At 56.0% G+C, this 16,248-nt stretch carries 10 protein-coding genes; 7 read left to right on the plus strand and 3 right to left on the minus strand.

From position 1 onward, the window contains the following. Positions 1 to 939: 939 nt before the first annotated feature. From I6F35_RS21995 to I6F35_RS22025, 7 genes are all read left to right on the plus strand, one after another. The gene (locus I6F35_RS21995) at positions 940 to 1,242 is read left to right on the plus strand and encodes a hypothetical protein (protein ID WP_225119758.1); all 303 of its coding nucleotides are present in this window, start codon (positions 940 to 942) and stop codon (positions 1,240 to 1,242) included. Positions 1,243 to 1,730: 488 nt separating this feature from the next. Beyond that, positions 1,731 to 4,223: a 2-aminoethylphosphonate--pyruvate transaminase gene (locus I6F35_RS22000; RefSeq protein ID WP_225119759.1), complete on the plus strand. Its 2,493-nt coding sequence runs from the start codon at positions 1,731 to 1,733 to the stop codon at positions 4,221 to 4,223. A gap of 30 nt (positions 4,224 to 4,253) precedes the next feature. After that, positions 4,254 to 5,318 carry a fatty acid desaturase family protein gene (locus I6F35_RS22005; RefSeq protein WP_225119760.1) on the plus strand — a complete coding sequence of 355 codons (1,065 nt, stop codon included), beginning with the start codon at positions 4,254 to 4,256 and terminating at the stop codon, positions 5,316 to 5,318. A 29-nt stretch (positions 5,319 to 5,347) separates the two neighbouring features. Continuing rightward, on the plus strand, positions 5,348 to 6,145 hold the full coding sequence (locus I6F35_RS22010; RefSeq protein ID WP_225119761.1) for a gamma-glutamyl-gamma-aminobutyrate hydrolase family protein: 798 nt from the start codon (positions 5,348 to 5,350) through the stop codon (positions 6,143 to 6,145). Positions 6,146 to 6,194: 49 nt separating this feature from the next. After that, positions 6,195 to 7,163 (plus strand): DMT family transporter, encoded by a 969-nt coding sequence (locus I6F35_RS22015; RefSeq protein WP_225119762.1) that lies wholly within the window; start codon positions 6,195 to 6,197, stop codon positions 7,161 to 7,163. After that, positions 7,160 to 8,446, plus strand: coding sequence for an ATP-grasp domain-containing protein (locus I6F35_RS22020; protein WP_225119763.1), 1,287 nt, complete (start codon positions 7,160 to 7,162; stop codon positions 8,444 to 8,446). The genes I6F35_RS22015 and I6F35_RS22020 overlap by 4 nt, the downstream gene beginning before the upstream one ends. Positions 8,447 to 8,541: 95 nt before the next feature. Beyond that, on the plus strand, positions 8,542 to 9,783 hold the full coding sequence (locus I6F35_RS22025; RefSeq protein WP_225119764.1) for a glutamine synthetase: 1,242 nt from the start codon (positions 8,542 to 8,544) through the stop codon (positions 9,781 to 9,783). Between the two features lie 1,840 nt (positions 9,784 to 11,623). Here the strand turns inward: I6F35_RS22025 and I6F35_RS22030 are convergent. The 3 genes from I6F35_RS22030 to metE all read right to left on the minus strand — a co-directional run bounded on the left by I6F35_RS22030 (position 11,624) and on the right by metE (position 16,152). Beyond that, positions 11,624 to 12,286, minus strand: coding sequence for a helix-turn-helix domain-containing protein (locus tag I6F35_RS22030; protein ID WP_225119765.1), 663 nt, complete (start codon positions 12,284 to 12,286; stop codon positions 11,624 to 11,626). 638 nt (positions 12,287 to 12,924) lie between these two features. Then, entirely contained in the window at positions 12,925 to 13,128 is a 204-nt protein-coding gene (locus I6F35_RS22035; protein ID WP_225119766.1) for a cold shock domain-containing protein, read from the minus strand. 696 nt (positions 13,129 to 13,824) lie between these two features. Then, entirely contained in the window at positions 13,825 to 16,152 is a 2,328-nt protein-coding gene (gene metE / locus I6F35_RS22040) for a 5-methyltetrahydropteroyltriglutamate--homocysteine S-methyltransferase (protein WP_225119767.1), read from the minus strand. Positions 16,153 to 16,248 lie beyond the last annotated feature (96 nt).

Raw genomic sequence — 16,248 nt, forward strand, 5'->3', positions numbered from 1 at the left:
ACCTTGCAGAAGCATTCGAGACCTGCAATCGCCTCTTCCGATGGCGGAATATTGATAACCATCTTGATACCGCCGAATGTTATTCTCCAAACCTGTGTTCTTGCTATGCGGCATTCCGCAAAATTGGTGAAATCGATTGTTTCAATGGGACGCATCGACACTATTGATGCATAAAGAGATGCGCTTAGCGGACCTTAAATCCGGATCGCGTCGCTCGCGCCGGACGCCCTGATGACGGAATGTAAGTTCCGGCTAAATAGCAGTTCTATTCTATCAAGAGTCGCGGTGGCCGACCTTTTTACCTAGCCTGGGCCACTTCCCCGCCAGGCTCCTGTTGCTTTCAGCGCGAAGAGCGGACGTTAATTGCGGGTCAGCTCGCACGCCACGGCAATCTCAATTGCGTTCATCCGCTAAAACACCCGCTGGGGGGGCCGACTGCTGGTGCGAAGGCTTGCCAGAGACGCAGCTCGCAAACAGCGAGGGCACGGCTCATAAGCTCATAATGGCGCGGATTGTTTGATGACCAGCACAGTCTCACTGCGCAACGTGCTCATTGTGGCGCCATTCTCATTGCTAGAATATCGAGCCGCCGCACCACGGGCCGGCTAGACGCACGTCATCGTCATTTGCAAGATGATTTTTGGCATCGACACTGGACGATCACCGGTGCCGATCTGCTCGCAACACTCAGGATGCAGCCCGACGCACCTCTTGCGCCCGTGTTGCAGAGTGCGTCAGGTATTCTAGATCGCCATTCAAACAGATCGTCGAGGAAACCACCGATTGTGTATGGGAAAGCCTGTTTGATCATCAGGCGGAGTCAGCCAAGCTTATGGTGTGGCGTTCCCCACCCAAGTATGGGCACCAGCGTATCGTGGAGCGCTCGTTCAATCCACGGGTCGATCCATCGGGACAAGTCATGCAGGAACTATATTGGGCTTGGACATTCCTTTTCGCCCCGACAACGTTGCCGATTTGGAGCTGAAAGCTGCTGATCCCTTCGGCACCCGTTCGACACCCACTTACGGAACGTACGTTGTTGAAAACATGCTCATCCCTCCCTGCATATCGCATTTAGATGAGCCGCAGCTACGTGTGCGACATCCGGGCCGCGGCTCGACCTGCATCGATAGAAGCCGATCCGTGGTCTCCGGGCGCCACCCCAATTTCATCACTGAAATCGTCGTTCGCAACTCAACGAACTCGGCCTATCTGCAACACGTATCCATATTCCGCGTTTGAGCTTTGTTCGATCGGCCATGGACGGCCCGTGCTCACCTCATCGACATCTTTGATGTTAGCGTTTGGAAATATTCACGCGAAGAGCTCTCGACAGGGCTTGAATCGTACGCAGCGTCAAGTTGTACGATCTGAAAGTAGGCGACGACAGCTCTCCAGTCGCGACAACGCTTTCTAACGAGCAACGAGGATTGCGAATGACCAAAGACTTAGGCCCACGCTACGCCACTCCCGTGATCGCGGGCGTCGGATACTCGCGGCGCCTACGTCAGTGTCTAGGCGATCGTCTAAACGAATCCGCAAAGATCGGCCCGAAGCGCGTAGGCCAACGTAAGTAGATTGCCTGACCTGCGTTTGCGACGTGAGACGGTCGATACGCAGTACGGTGCACGACGCGCCTCGCACCCCAGCTACCACGAATTTGTAGCGCCTCGGCCCTAAGCACCCGCCGGCTCTGCAGCAATGCCCCAGAGCGGATGGATATACTTACAATGGAGGATAATGTGGCAAAGCAGCACCGCTCTCTGCTGACACCTGGTCCAATGTCGCTGTCCTCGGCGGTTAAGGCCCAGATGCAGTTCGACCTTGCATCTCGTGATGTTGAGTTCAAGGAATTGACGGCCCGCATGAGGCGGCTGGTGCTTAATCTTTCGGGAAATGCCGAACACTATTCGGTAGTACCTATTCAGGGTGGCGGCTCGTTTGGAATGGAAGCCGCTCTCTCCTCTTTCGTCTCGCATGCCGACAAACCGCTCGTTTGCATAAACGGTATCTATGGCGAGCGCATTCTCAAGATTCTGCGGCTGTGGGGGGTTCCTGCGGTGAAGCTTGTCAAGCGCGCCACCGAGCCGTTGGACCCAGAGGAGGTTGCCGAATGTCTGAGCCAAGATCAAGCGATCACGCACGTATGTTTTGTTCATTGCGAGACCACGACCGGGATTCTCAATCCGCTCGAGGCGATCGTAGAGAGTGCCGGGCGGCGGGGCGTCAAGACCATCGTCGACGGGATGAGTTCTTTCGGAGGCATTAAGATCAATCTAAGCCGTGGCGGACCAGACGTCCTGGTTACGTCGAGCAACAAGTGCATAGAAGGTCCGCCGGGAGTCGCTTTTGTCATCGCTTCTCGCGAGCTGCTTGAGAATGCGGGTCACGCACCAAGATCATTTGTGCTCGACGTCCGAGATCAATGGCTTTCGTTCGAACGCACCGGTGAATGGCGCTCTACTCCTCCCACGCATATTGTTCAGGCCGCCACAAAAGCACTGGAGATTCTGGGCGACGAAGGCATTGATTGCAGGCGCCGCCGGTATGAGAAGATAAGGGACAATATCATAAGAGAACTCGAAGGCGTGGTGCCGCCCCTTCTCTCGGCACACTTGCAGTCGCCAATCTGCGTCGCGTTCACTGCACCTCCTGGGATTTCGGATCAGGCGGCTTTTGATGGGCTATATAGCTTTTTGGCAGCCCATAATCTTTACGTCTATTCGAAGCTACATCTTCCTACCCGGAGCTTTCGCATTGGCTGTATCGGAGAAATCCAATCAAGCTGGATCGAGCAGCTGGGGTGCGCTCTTCGCACATTTTTCCGATCTGGCGGCAACAACCTTCCGGGACGAGTGTCAGCTCGAGAGACATCTGGCACTTGTACAGACAGATCGCGCTCGCTCGCTACGAGCTCGCGGCACCCATTTGCCACTGAAACCGCCGTTCTGCACGCAGGATACCGTCGCGATCCCACAACGAAGGCTGTGGCGGTGCCGATCTATCAGAATACGGCGTATGAACTTGACGGCGATCTAAACCATATTGCTGACGTCTACAACGTAAAGGCTGACGGCTTTACCTATACCCGAATTATTAATCCCACTACCCGTGCGCTCGAAAGACGGTATGCCGCGGTTGATATGGGAAGAGATTCGCTCGCTGTTGCATCGGGTCAGGCAGCGACGTTCCTTGCGATCGCGAACTTGTCGAGTGGCGAGGTGGGGGACAATGTCGTCGCCTCTCCTTACCTGTATGGCAATACGTGGAATCTACTCCACAACACGTTAAGACGCCTTGGTATTGGCGTTAGGACGGCAGACCCTCGAACGCCGGAAAGTTTCGAAGCTGCGATTGATGACCGCACAATTTGCCTGTTCGGGGAGGTGATCTCGAATCCCTGCCTGGTTCCCCTTCCTGTTAAGCGGCTGGCAGAGATTGGCAAAAAGCACGGCATTCCCTTAGTCGTTGACAACACGACGACGCCACTGGTGTGCCGGCCGTCAGCTCTTGGCGCCGCGATTACGACGTACTCCGCGACCAAATACATTTGTGGCCATGGCACAACGCTAGGCGGACTAATCGTTGACAACGGTGAGTTCGATTACCGAGAAAGCTCCCGCTTTCCATTGTTCAACAATCCTGACGACGCGCACGGTGGCATCGTCTGGCGCGACGCGCTGCGGGACATCGACGATCTTGGACAGAGCGAGTTTCTGCTAAAAGCTCGAATGACTTGGTTGCGGGACACTGGCGGGGCCATCGCTCCCTTTGCAAGCTTTCAACTCATTCAAGGGCTTGAAACACTGCATCTGCGCATGAGGCAGCACTGCGCAAACGCCGAAGTCGTCGCCGAGTTTCTTCAAAAACATCCAAAAGTGCACCGGGTCTTCTACCCGGGCCTCTTTGAAGGAGCTGATCGGGAAATCATCGATCAAACGCTCGATACGGGCTACGGATACGGCGCCATGGTGATGTTTGAGGTGGAGAATGAACAAGCAGGTCGTAAGTTCATCCAAAACGTCGACTTGATGTACCATGTTTCAAATGTGGGGGATGCGCGCACGCTGGTGACGCATCCTGTCTCAACTACTCACACCACCGTCCCACGGGAGAAGCGTGAAGCCGCCGGCATATTCGGTGGCTCGATCCGGCTTTGCGTCGGCATCGAAGATATTAACGACATCATCAACGACTTGGACAAAGCGCTTTCGGCAATCTGACACCTGAAAGGCTATCAGAAAGGGCTTCCCATGAAACAGGCAGATGCGTGGAAACTGAGGTCGTCTCGCTTCGAGACGGTGCAGTTCAGCCGCGAGATCAACAGACAGCTGTCCAACCTAAAACCCGATAACGTGACCGGAGCCGCATATATCGCGAAAGATTATGCAGTGATTGCAGCTTGCGTGCTCGCGACGATGTATGTGTCGTGGTGGCTATATCCGCTCGCTGTTCTATTGATCGGCGCCCACCAGCGTGGATTGACAACAATCTCTCACGATGCCGCTCACCGTACTCTCGCCAAGAACACCACATGGAACTACGTCTTGGGGATTCTGTTCGCGGCCTATCCCCTATTCCAACGTCACTGGGCATACCGGATTTCCCACGTCTACCTGCATCATCCGTATCTCGGCGACCCGGAGAAAGACCCCGATCTTAAGTTCTTCCTGGCGAGCGGTGTTTACGACGTCCAACCTCCGCGTCGATACGCCTTTAACGTCATATGGAAGCCGATCTTGGGTGGAGCGACAGTCGCGTATCTCAAGTATCTTTGGCAGAATCGCTTTTCGATAACTGACATCGAGGACCAGAAAACGAGCCGTGCGGGCATACTTGTCGACAGGTATGGGATTTATCTTTTCTGGCTCGCGATCCTGGTCGGATCATATTCTGTTGGGCTCGTCCACATTGTCGTCCTGTTTTGGATTGTGCCCTATCTCACCACGTTTCAGGTCCTCGGCTGGTTTATTGAGATCGCCGAACACTCACCCATGTGCGAGATGGAGACCAAGAACGTTTACCTCACTCGGAACAGAAAAGGTAACTTTCTCGAGCGAAGGATCTTTGGGCTGAACTTGGACGAATACCACCTTGAGCACCATCTTTCGCCCGGTATCCCTTTCTGGCTCTTGCACAAAGCTCAAAAGATTCGAATGCAAGATCCGGAGTACGCGCGGGTCGCGTCAACTTGGGGCGGGCTTTTCGTCAAAGGCCCTCGAGGCCAACCGAGCGTAATGGCTCAGCTGATGGAACGCAATCGACAACAGTATGAGCAGTCCCTGGCCAGCGCGAGCACGAGGGAGCAATTAGCTTGATATCGGAACGGGCAGGATCGATCCAAGGCGTGGTTGGCGTCACCTCAAATCGTCTCTTGGTTGATGGTGTGCACCGCGACTGGTTGCGGCGCAAATACGTGCAAGCCCTGGTTCGTTACTCGGGAGTAGCATGTGTGATATTGCCGACCATCGATGCTAACGACATAGAAGCCGACCGCGATCTGCCGATTATGCGCAAGCTGGACGGCTTGGTATTGACCGGTGATGAATCCAATATTGATCCCGCCATCTTGGGCTCGACTGCTCCCTGTACGTTGACGAGCCAGCAAGAAGTTGAAGTTGGCGTACGTGACCGTCCGCGTGACAGGCTGTCCGCTGCCGCGATTGAGAGGGCTATCGCCCTCCGAATGCCAATATTGGGTATTTGCCGCGGCCTTCAGGAGCTTAATGTCTATCTAGGAGGCACGCTCCACCCGTCCCTTTCGGAGTGGAAGCCCGAAAGTGGAGAGATGCATGCTGAGAAAGGTAACCTTCCAAGGGATCGTCAGTACGATGTGACGCACAGCGTGACGATATGTTCTAACGGCGTGCTCTTTCCAATTGCAGGTGCGCTCGAAGCGCAAGTTAACTCTTTGCACAACCAAGGCATAGCGAAGCTCGCCACTGCGCTGAAGGCCGAGGCGTGGGCGTCCGACGGCCTCGTCGAAGCTGCTTCGATAATTAACGCGCCGACGCTCCAGATCGGCGTGCAGTGGCACCCCGAATGGCACGTCTCAACAGATCCCCTGAGCAAGCACATCTTTAGAGCGTTTGGAGAGGCTTGCGCTGCGTACCGCCGCCGAAATGAACGACAGGACGTATTGTGAGATGCAATCGAAACGCGGTCCTCAGGAGTCGAAGGGACACCCTCTCGGAATGGATTCGAGAACAACCATCTCGCTTTGCCGTCTTTCGCCCAGGGCGCAAAAGCAGAGCGGACAACCGGTGAATCGCTTCGCCGCAGGAGTTCTCTTCGTCACTCTCTATGTCATCGTGAGCGCGGCAGGTGAGGTTTATGCCGCGTCGTATTTTCAGGGGGCAGAAATATGTAACACTCTCCTGCTGTCCTTTGCTCTGGTATGCATAACGTTCAACTTCTTGGGTCGTCGTGCAGGCGGACCGTCAAGAGCGACGAGATCATCGCTCATGGCCTTCGTCGCGCTCAATCTTGTTACAGCTTTTAGTTGGGTTGGGCTATTTGTCGGACTGAAATATGCAGAACCCGCTATCGTCGTCACGTTCATGGTGGCAGTGGGCCCCTCTGCGACAGTGTGGTTGAACGCACTGATCAGAAAACACGGGCTTCCCCCGATCTCAGACATTGCCGTGAGCGCTTTGGTTGCGATTATTGGGAGCTACATGGTTTGGATTTCGGCAAGCGGCAACGCCGGAATCGAGTGGGGGCCTCGATCATCCTTCGGTATCTTCTTGGCAATCATAGCCGGTCTATCGCTTGCGCTTACCAATGTTCTTGTGAAGTTGCTCTTCGACCATGGATTCTCCGGTCGAAAAGTGCTGGCTCATCGCTTCTACGGAACGATCCTCCTGCTGCTGATTTTGAGTGATCATTCCTCCATCGTCCTCGAGATCTCGCAGAGTTGGTCTGCGATCACCATCGTTGCCCTATCGACGATTGTCGTTCCGCTGCTCTTGATACAGGAGGGCATTCGCCGCGTAGAGCCATTCACAGTGAATATGGTTCTGTCGACGAGTCCGATCACTACGTATCTGTTCCAGTACTTCGATTCTCGAATAGTGCCTTCCTCATATACGTTGTTTGGAAACGTCCTCATAACGGCTGTCGCCGTTTGCAACATCTACTTCCAGTATCGGAGATCCGCATGAACGAACGGCATTGTGTAATAGTCGACGCATTCTCAACCGGCCGATACCTGCCGGAAGAATTCAATCGCTACGGGATCAAGACTGTGCACGTATTGTCGGCTGCGCAGATCCCACCGTTTTACCGTCCGCATTTCAACGCTGACCTATATCATGAAGTAATTCGGCCGCGCGAGTGCATGGCTGGCGGGGAGCTCGTTGAATATCATCTAGAGGCTCTCCGAGGCAAAGAGTTGGAGTTCGTTGCTGCCGGATGTGAGACTGGCGTCGAGCTGTCTGACTCGTTATCTGAACGGCTGGGCTTGCCTTCGAACGGGACTAAGCTATCAGCTGCAAGACGTGACAAATCGATCATGTCTGACGCCTTGACGTCTGCAGGCGTGCGATCCATCAGACAAGTGGTCTCTAATCGTGCAGAAGATTTCACGAGTTGGACGCTCCAAGAGGGGTTTGGCGAGATCGTGATCAAGCCGCTGAACAGCACAGGTACGGAGGATGTATTCTTTTGCTCGACCGATGGCGATATTCAGCGAGCTGTAAGCGCAATCGTCGGAAAGACAAATCGCGCTGGAGCGTTGAATCGTTTTGCTCTTGGGCAAGAAAAAATAAATGGTCAGCAATACACCGTAAACACCATCTCCATTGACGGGGAAACGTTCGTCACGGAGGTATGGACCTATCACACCGTTCCCATCCAGGGCGCAGGGTCGGTCTGCTCGCTCGAGCGGTTGCTAGATGGCACGGATCCCGTCGTGAAAGAGCTGTCCGGCTACTTGATTGGTGCGTTGCAGGCGCTTGAGATAGTAAACGGGCCTGCTCATGCCGAGATCATCGTCGACGATAATGGCCCGGTTCTGGTTGACCTTGGCGCCAGACTTCAAGGGACAATGTCAGGAAGAGCGCGGACGATGGCATTGGGCCACAACCACATGACGCTCACCGCGTGGCGCTACGCAGATCCGATTGGCTTTGTTGAGCACATGAGGCAACGCGGACCGTACAGGCGGAAGGCTCACGCCTTGTGCGTATCGCTTATATCCGATGTAAGCGGCGTCGTTGCCGGTTATGCAGGGCTCGAAACGATCCGCAAGCTTCCAAGCTTCGCGGATGCAATTGCATTCGTTCCGATAGGCCAAGATCTGGTTCCGACGACCGACTTAGCGTCAACACCAGGAATCGTATATCTCGTAAATAACGATCTGCCGCAGCTTGAAGATGACTATCGTAAGTTGCGAGCAATGCGGATGGATGAAGTATTCGAGTTGACGAACCAAGGTCACGATTAATGCCAAGCGAAATCGAGGTGCGTGGCGCGAATGGCGCCCGCGCGGTGGCGATCGGAGTGTGCGACTTTGATGGCGTCCTTCGCGGGAAGCACGTGATGGCTGAAGATATCCCGCATGGAGACAGGACAGTGAGGTTCTCTGAGGCTGTGCTCGCCTGGGATTGTTCGGACCGAGTGATTCCGGTCAGTTTTACCCAGAAGCCGCCATCAGTATTCGGAGACGCCCAACTGCGTATTCTATCGGGCACCGGCCGTCCCCTATCTATTGGCCATGATCAGTATGTCTATCTCGCTGAGTTTGCGGGTGCCCATGAGAGCATCTGCCCACGTGGTGTCCTCCGTAAGGTCCTACGAAGGGCTGCCGACCACGGATACAGTTGCACTGCAGGCTTTGAGTTTGAGTTTACGCTTTTCAAGGAGAGTCCCGAGACAATAGATAACAAGTCTTTTGATCAATGGTCTCCTTTGACGCGTGGCCCCTTCGGGTATTCACTAACGCGAGCCGTCACAAACAAAGAGCTGTTTGATGAGATCCTCGTGCTTTGTGAGAACGCTAGATTACCTCTCAGCGGGCTTCACTTTGAAACGGGACCCGGCGTCATTGAAGCTTCGCTTTCTCATTGCGATGCTCTAGATGCTGCGGATCGAGCAGTCATATTCAAGTCGATGATAAAATCTTGGGCGCAGACGCGAGGCATGATGGCCACGTTTATGGCCAAGGTTTGTGAGAACTGGCCGGGTCAGTCGGGACATATTCACATCTCAGTGTCAGTCGGTGGTCGAAATGCGTTTTACGACAGCGACTCTAGCCACAACATCTCGAAAACCATGAAACAATTCGTTGGCGGACAACTGGAATACATGAAGGACTTTTGTGTACTCGCTGCACCCAACGTGAATAGCTATAAAAGACTAGTGCCCGGCTATTGGGCTCCAATTTGCCCAAGCTGGGGGATAGATAATCGCTCCTGTGCAGTGCGGGTTATTCCGGGAGACCCGGCTGCACACCACCTTGAATACAGACTGACTGGCGCAGATGTGAATCCTTATCTCGCGCTATCGTGTGCCATCGGCTCGGGCGTGCTGGGCATTGAAGAGAATGCCGCTGTAGCACCACCAGTTGTTGGTGACGCAAGCGAGCAAAAACACCCTTTGTTCGAGCGGCTTCCGAAAGATTTGTCAGAGGCGACAAGCCGGTTCGCGCAATCTCCAAAAGCTATCGACCTTTTTGGAGACGAGTTTGTTGAGGCCTTTTCTTGCTCTCGCCGCTGGGAGTGGGAAGCTATTCAACACCGAGTCACCGACTTTGAACGCCGGCGGTACTTCGAGATCATTTAGCGTAAGCGGCATGTACGCCAGTCGAGCCCTTCGGATGACGGTTCGAACTGCAGATCATGCTGTCTCGTCATGCTGGTCGCCTCCGATAGCCGGAGCGACCGTCGACGGTAGTCACGTGCACGCTATTGCTCCGGCGAGGATCGCCTTGTGTAGCTCGTTGGCCGTTGTGGCTGCGCAGAGCCCTTGCCGCATGCCGCCGTTTGTATGGTGCTTTCGGCGGCTTGAAGAATTCCTGATAGACGGTCGCATAGATCGCCTGGAGCTCGGCATCCGCCGAAACGGCAATTGGCGACCAAAGGCGGCCATCGCCGATGGCATTTCAATCTTGTTACGCGCCGCAGACCCGCTTATCGGTCGTTCTTTGATGCTAGTACGCAGGACCGGGGCACCGGCCCGAGAAGCGCGCATTGCGGGGTGTCGAACTGGCCTTCGCACCGCTGCCACTGGCCTTGCTGAAGTAGCCTCTGGCGCGCCACAGCTGGTGTCGGCGAACGACCTCAACAATCCGGTCCCTTGGTGCAGATGAAGCGGAATCCGCTAGCCATCCTATTTGAATCTCATAAAGCCAATCCGGTTAGCGCTTCGGAGCGAGGATATGAAGCCCGACATCTCCTGATGCTTCGTACGCTTCTCCAATTCACAAAGCAGCCGGTAAAACCGGCAATTTAGGTCGGATGTTTTCGCAAGGAGGCAGCAGGAAGCGGCGCTGGTGACCATAGCCGAGATTTCATTCAACCCGGCTTAGCTTCAGGTCGAGTCAACGTCGATCCCCTCACCAGTGCCGTTCTTCTTCGCGATCAGCTCATGCACGGCCCGACGCCCCGCTTCTGTAAGACCGGCAAGTGTTTGGTTGCCGCTCCTGGCGGATTCAAGTATCCTCCCGGCAACTACTTTCCTTGTCTCATGCTCTGGTAGTCCAATCGGCAAGAATCGGCATGCCCTTTCTAGGGCCAAATCCATTGCAGCCAGAGTTTTCTTACTAAAACCCTCGCTAATCACTGCTCTTTCCTATATCGGCACCAACCCGGCTATGTCCTAGCTTTCGCTGCCGCCATTTCCGGTACAATCACACACGTTAAGGAGTCCTGAAGTCTTTCGCGGCCTTTGCTCCAAGAATCGACTACCCGGAGGGAGCTGCCTGGGAGCAGCCAGCCGTTGTACTGACGGAGTTTTCTCAGCAAGGCGTCGCGAAGATCATCGAGCGGCAGGAGCTGCGCCTGAGCGCAGCGGCCTCCCTAACGTATTTCGGCAAGCCGTTCAAATGCCGGCCGAATTGGGTCTTGTAATCTGAGCCATTGGTCTCTAAAGCTGGCGCGTAAGCTTGGTTCCTAGCGACAAGTCGGGCTTGCTCGGGCTCGATGCTACAGCACTTATTCAGGAAGAAGTCCCGGTTGCCGAGCGCGGCTTTAGCATACTTAGCGCAATCCGCAAGCCCTGGACCTGGAAGAAACACCCCCCTCCGTCCTCGGCAGATACTTGGGCTACTATGTGGACTCACCTGAGGACATGAACGCCGCAAATCGGCGCGGGACGACGCGCGGGGTGATTGAGATCATCTCGCCGATGAACTACGCTACACCTGCGGGCATTTTGTATCAGCTCCAACCGCTCCCTGAACGATCAGAATGGACGACGCTTGCGCGCTCCTGGTGCCGCCTGGCGCGAGCCCGGTGATTGATCCCCAGCCCAAGCAAGAAGAGCTGCCAAAATCACGAAGATCGAAATCACGGCGGCAGAAACCAAGAGCGCATCGGTGCGCTTAACGGCCTCCATAGGACCGTTCAAAGAGGCATCTTTGACCTTGATCAAACGAGGACAAAAGAACCCAACCTAACGCGCTTCAATCTACAATCCCTGACAATGTTTCGGCGCGGGGGACATCTAATAGGACAACGCTACCGGCAAAGATTTGAATCACACCATTGCGTTCGAACTTTGAGAAGGTACGGCTTACTGTCTCAACCGTGAGCCCCAGATGATCCGCTATGTCCAGCCGTCTCATCGGAAGGGGAAGAATTTCTCCACCACGGCCAATTCCACTCAATCGGTCGCGCCAGCCGATCAGAAAGCTAGCTACCTTCTCCTCGGCGGAGCGCCGTCCGAGCGACACCATATGTTCTTGTGCCCGGGCCAACTCGCGGCCCGCCATTTCGATGATACGGCAGAGCAGGCGCGGACGATTCTCGGCGAATGTGGCAAACGACTCCTTGGAGAACTGGCACAGCGCGACCCGGCCAATCGCGTCAGCGGAGAACTCGTGCTGCGGAACGCTGGAGAGCCCAAGAAAATCGCCCGGCAATGCGAAACCTAAGATCTGGCGCCTGCTGTCCGGCAACAGCTTGTACTGGCGTAGAGTACCCTCGTGCACATTAAAGAACGACGTTGCAATGTTTGCCTGTGCGAACACGGTAGCCTCGGATTCCAAACATACATGGCGCGTCAGCTGCGCCAATTCGTGCAACTCGGTCGTGTCGAGCGCTCCGCAGATGGCAAAGCTCCTCACCGTGCACTCATGACACGATCGACAATGTGCTCCTTCCCCCAACTCCGAAATCTTCACACATCCCTCCGCGGCCCGCGTGCAGGCGCGTTATGGGTGCGTTCCCGCGGGTGGATGCAGTGTAGCGTCCGTCGGGATGAGGTGTCGTTGATGTAGATCAATCACCGGAGACAGCCTGAGCCTATGCGTTATGCGACCCGGTGGAGGTCTTTGAGGGCGAGCTCGAGCTTGCCAGTGAGATCCACGGCACCTCCATCGGAGCGCTGCACATCTTTTGCGCGCCCCCGCTGTTGCAGGTGTCGGGCCTGCAGCAGCATCAGGTGATGGATGTTCACCCACTCGTGCCAGTGGTTAGCATCAGTGTCGAGGGTCGACGAAGTCCGCAGCGGGCTCCCGACCTATTGAACAGAGCAGTATCGCCACGAAGAACCTCCTCCCTAAAGGCAATTCTTACACCTCGCTGGTACCACACGGCGATACGGCTGGAGCCTGCGGGCAAGAGCCGGCTCGCCATGCGGGCCGGAACGGTGAAAGGTTGAGCTCAGTCAAATCCCTTCCGGAGGGCTTTATGGATGTGAGGATGGCTCGCCCGGACCGCTGCGTCGTATGAGGCGGGAACCAATCTTCCCAACTTTCTACGATCAACCGATCACGACCTTTTCGGTTCGACTACGTCCGGACTTGCGGTCTACACCGATTTCATAACTGACGCGGTCGCCTTGCTTGGGCGCTACACCAGGAGCCAAGCTGCTCACGTGAAAGAATAGGTCTTCGCCGCCGGCGTCAGGCGCTATGAAGCCGTAACCCCTATCTTCCTTAAACAGCTTCACCTTGCCTTTGGGCATGTTGTTCTCTCCGAATCACGTAAGTTAACGGCACATCAGATCATTAAACTCGACATACCTGGTCGTCTCAAGTGATTTGCGGAATTGGCATTGGCGTTGGTGCGCCAGTTCCGCCCCCTTCCGTCGGCAGATCAGTCGAACGATGGTAGGGCGCACACCGAACAGCGGCCGTGCTGTTCACCCGTGCAAAGGGCCGCAACAGCTTTGGAAACGTATGACGACCAGGACGCTCCCGCTACGGATGTTTCTTTGCTAGCGGTTTGATCAGCAATAAGATCTGGTTCTTTGGGATTGGGACCTTCTGCCCAATTTGCCCAATCCCGAGTTCGTGGCGGTCAGACATGCCCACCTGGACGGGACGCTAGCTACGGAAGCTCGCGGCGAGAGCCGTGATCGCAGCGCGATGCACCTGGCGATCCCTCGCGACGCCTTTCGACAACGGCACATGGCGATCGGCGCAGCGATCTTCACGCGAACGGTGCCCTGTCACGGCCAACCGAGGAAGATCGTCCCGCCCGCGATACGAGGCTAGATGGCGCCCTCCGGCTTGATTTCAGTTAGCCAAGCAAGTGGGTACGAATCCTCCGGGATGCGCGTCGATATAACAGGGCTCCTCCTTCAAAGCGGGGTGCATTTTGGCGCAGAAATGCATGCGTGCTCCCTATAAAAAAGCCGCGATGGGACATTGCCCCGGGATCAGGACGCCGCCCGCAATTCACGAGCAGCGGCGACCATATTAATGAGCGCGGGACACACCTCCTCCCATCGGCGGGTTTTCAGGCCGCAATCGGGATTGACCCAGAGCTGCGCATCTGAAAGGTGATGCCGCGCTAGCGCAATGAGATTTTTCATCTCGGCCGCATCCGGCACGCGCGGCGAGTGGATGTCGTAAACCCCCGGTCCGATTTCATTAGGATATTTGTAGCTTTTGAAGGCGTCCAGTAGTTGCATCTTTGACCGCGACGTCTCGATCGAGATGACGTCGGCGTCCAGCGCCGCGATCGCATCAATGATGTCGTTGAACTCGGAATAACACATATGGGTGTGGATCTGGGTCTCGTCGGCCACGCCCGATGAGCAAATGCGGAAGCTGTCTACGGCCCAGCCGAGGTAGGTCTTCCATTGTGACTTACGCAGCGGCAATCCTTCTCGAAGCGCGGCCTCGTCAATCTGGATCATCATCGCGCCAGACTTCTCGAGGTCGATCACTTCATCGCGGATCGCTAGCGCGATCTGACGGCAAGCTTCGCTCCGCGGAATATCATCGCGGACGAACGACCAGTTCAGGATTGTCACCGGTCCTGTCAAGATCGCCTTCAGTGGCTTCTTGGTCAGCGACTGCGCGTGGCCCCACCACCGCAGGGTCATCGGCTTCCTCCGAGAGACGTCGCCAAACAGGATGGGTGGCCGGACGTAGCGCGAGCCATAGGACTGAACCCAACCATGCTTAGCGAAGGCGAAGCCGGACAGCTGCTCGCCGAAATACTGCACCATGTCATTGCGCTCGAACTCGCCATGCACGAGAACGTCAAGACCGATGTCTTCCTGCCAGCGCACCGCGCGTGCCGTCTCCTCCATGAGAAACTGCTCGTATTGTGCATCGCTCATCGTTCCCCGTGCATGAGCGGCGCGGGCATTGCGCACTTCTGCCGTCTGGGGGAATGATCCGATCGTTGTTGTGGGAAATGTTGGCAATCCGAACCGCGCGCGCTGAACCTCGGCGCGCCGGGCGAAAGCGCTGCGGCGTCGCCCGCTGCTCTCATCAATTGCAGCCATTCGCTTGGCGACCTTCGCATTGTGAGCGTTGGGCGATGTTTCACGCGCGACAGCCGCGCCTTCCCAGTCCGCAAGTACATCCGCGGCGTCCTCCCGGCCCAGAGCCAGCACGCGCCCGAGCGTTGAGAGCTCTCCGATCTTCTGGACGGAGAATGCAAGCCACTTTTTGACGTTCGGATCGAGGTCGGTCTCGAGTTCGAGGTCGATCGGGATATGAGGCAGCGAGCATGACGGTGCAATCTGCACGCGATCGCTGCCGAGCTTTGCGATGGCAGGTTCGAGCCGGTCAAGCACCGCTGGAAGGTTCGAACGCCAGACATTGCGGCCATCGACTACGCCGAGAGAGATGACAAGATCCTGTCGAGCGGCGGCGACAATCGCGTTCAACTGCTCCGGGGCGCGGACCAGGTCGATGTGAAGGCCCGCGACCGGCAACCTCAAAGCGGTTTCCAGATCCTCGCCAATCGTTCCGAAATAGGTAACGAGCACGATCTTGAGATCGGGAACTTGCTTGGCCAGGTGGGCGTAGGTCCGGCGCAACGCGTCGCGTGTAGCATCATCGAGGTCCAGAACAAGACATGGCTCGTCCAGTTGAACCCAGTCGGCGCCGCTTAGGGCCAGTTCGCGGAGAACGTCGACATAGACCGGCAGCAGGCTATCAAGCAGCAACAGTGGGTCGAATGCCGGATCAGCGCTCTTGCCGAGCTTCAGAAAGGTGACCGGACCAACCAGCACTGGACGCGTCTGGTGGCCCAGGCTTTTCGCCTCTTTATACTCCTCGATCGGCTTACGAGAGGAAAGCATGAAGATCTGGTGTTCATGAAATTCCGGCACCATGTAGTGATGGTTGGTGTCGAACCATTTGGTCATCTCCTGTGCTGCCGCGCCCTGCTCGGCGTGAGCGCAGTTGGCATTATGGTCGTCGCGCTGTGCGCCGCGGGCCATCGCAAAGTAGGTCTCGAGCGAAACAGGGCCCGCGGACCAACCATAAATTTCCGGAATGGCACCGACCATCACGCTGGTATCGAGCACATGGTCATAAAGCGAGAAGTCATTTGAAGGAACAACGGTTGCGCCTAGCGATTTCTGCCGCGCCCAGTTAGCGACGCGAAGCGCAGCCGCAGTCTCAAGAAGCTGCGTTTCGTTAGACTTACCGGCCCAATAGCTCTCGAGCGCGAGTTTCAGTTCGCGGCGCGGGCCGATGCGCGGCGTGCCGAGAGTAGCAACCGGAATCGAGAGAAGAGACATAGCTTTAACCCCATGTTGGGGCAAAGGCTGTGGCGGACGCGTGCAGAAAAAGCCACCGCGGCGGCAACTGCTTGGCGCACCACCGGGACACCCCGC

It is taken from the genome of Bradyrhizobium sp. BRP22 (assembly GCF_020194175.1).
Taxonomy (GTDB): domain Bacteria; phylum Pseudomonadota; class Alphaproteobacteria; order Rhizobiales; family Xanthobacteraceae; genus Bradyrhizobium.

What these genes read in the sequence shown, in the direction of transcription:
- I6F35_RS22025 (WP_225119764.1), top strand. Translation starts at nt 8,542, where the DNA reads ATGGCTGAAGATATCCCGCATGGAGACAGGACAGTGAGGTTCTCTGAG.
- I6F35_RS22005 (WP_225119760.1), top strand. Translation starts at nt 4,254, where the DNA reads ATGAAACAGGCAGATGCGTGGAAACTGAGGTCGTCTCGCTTCGAGACG.
- metE (WP_225119767.1), bottom strand. Translation starts at nt 16,152, where the DNA reads ATGTCTCTTCTCTCGATTCCGGTTGCTACTCTCGGCACGCCGCGCATC.
- I6F35_RS22015 (WP_225119762.1), top strand. Translation starts at nt 6,195, where the DNA reads ATGGATTCGAGAACAACCATCTCGCTTTGCCGTCTTTCGCCCAGGGCG.
- I6F35_RS22035 (WP_225119766.1), bottom strand. Translation starts at nt 13,128, where the DNA reads ATGCCCAAAGGCAAGGTGAAGCTGTTTAAGGAAGATAGGGGTTACGGC.
- I6F35_RS22020 (WP_225119763.1), top strand. Translation starts at nt 7,160, where the DNA reads ATGAACGAACGGCATTGTGTAATAGTCGACGCATTCTCAACCGGCCGA.
- I6F35_RS22000 (WP_225119759.1), top strand. Translation starts at nt 1,731, where the DNA reads ATGGAGGATAATGTGGCAAAGCAGCACCGCTCTCTGCTGACACCTGGT.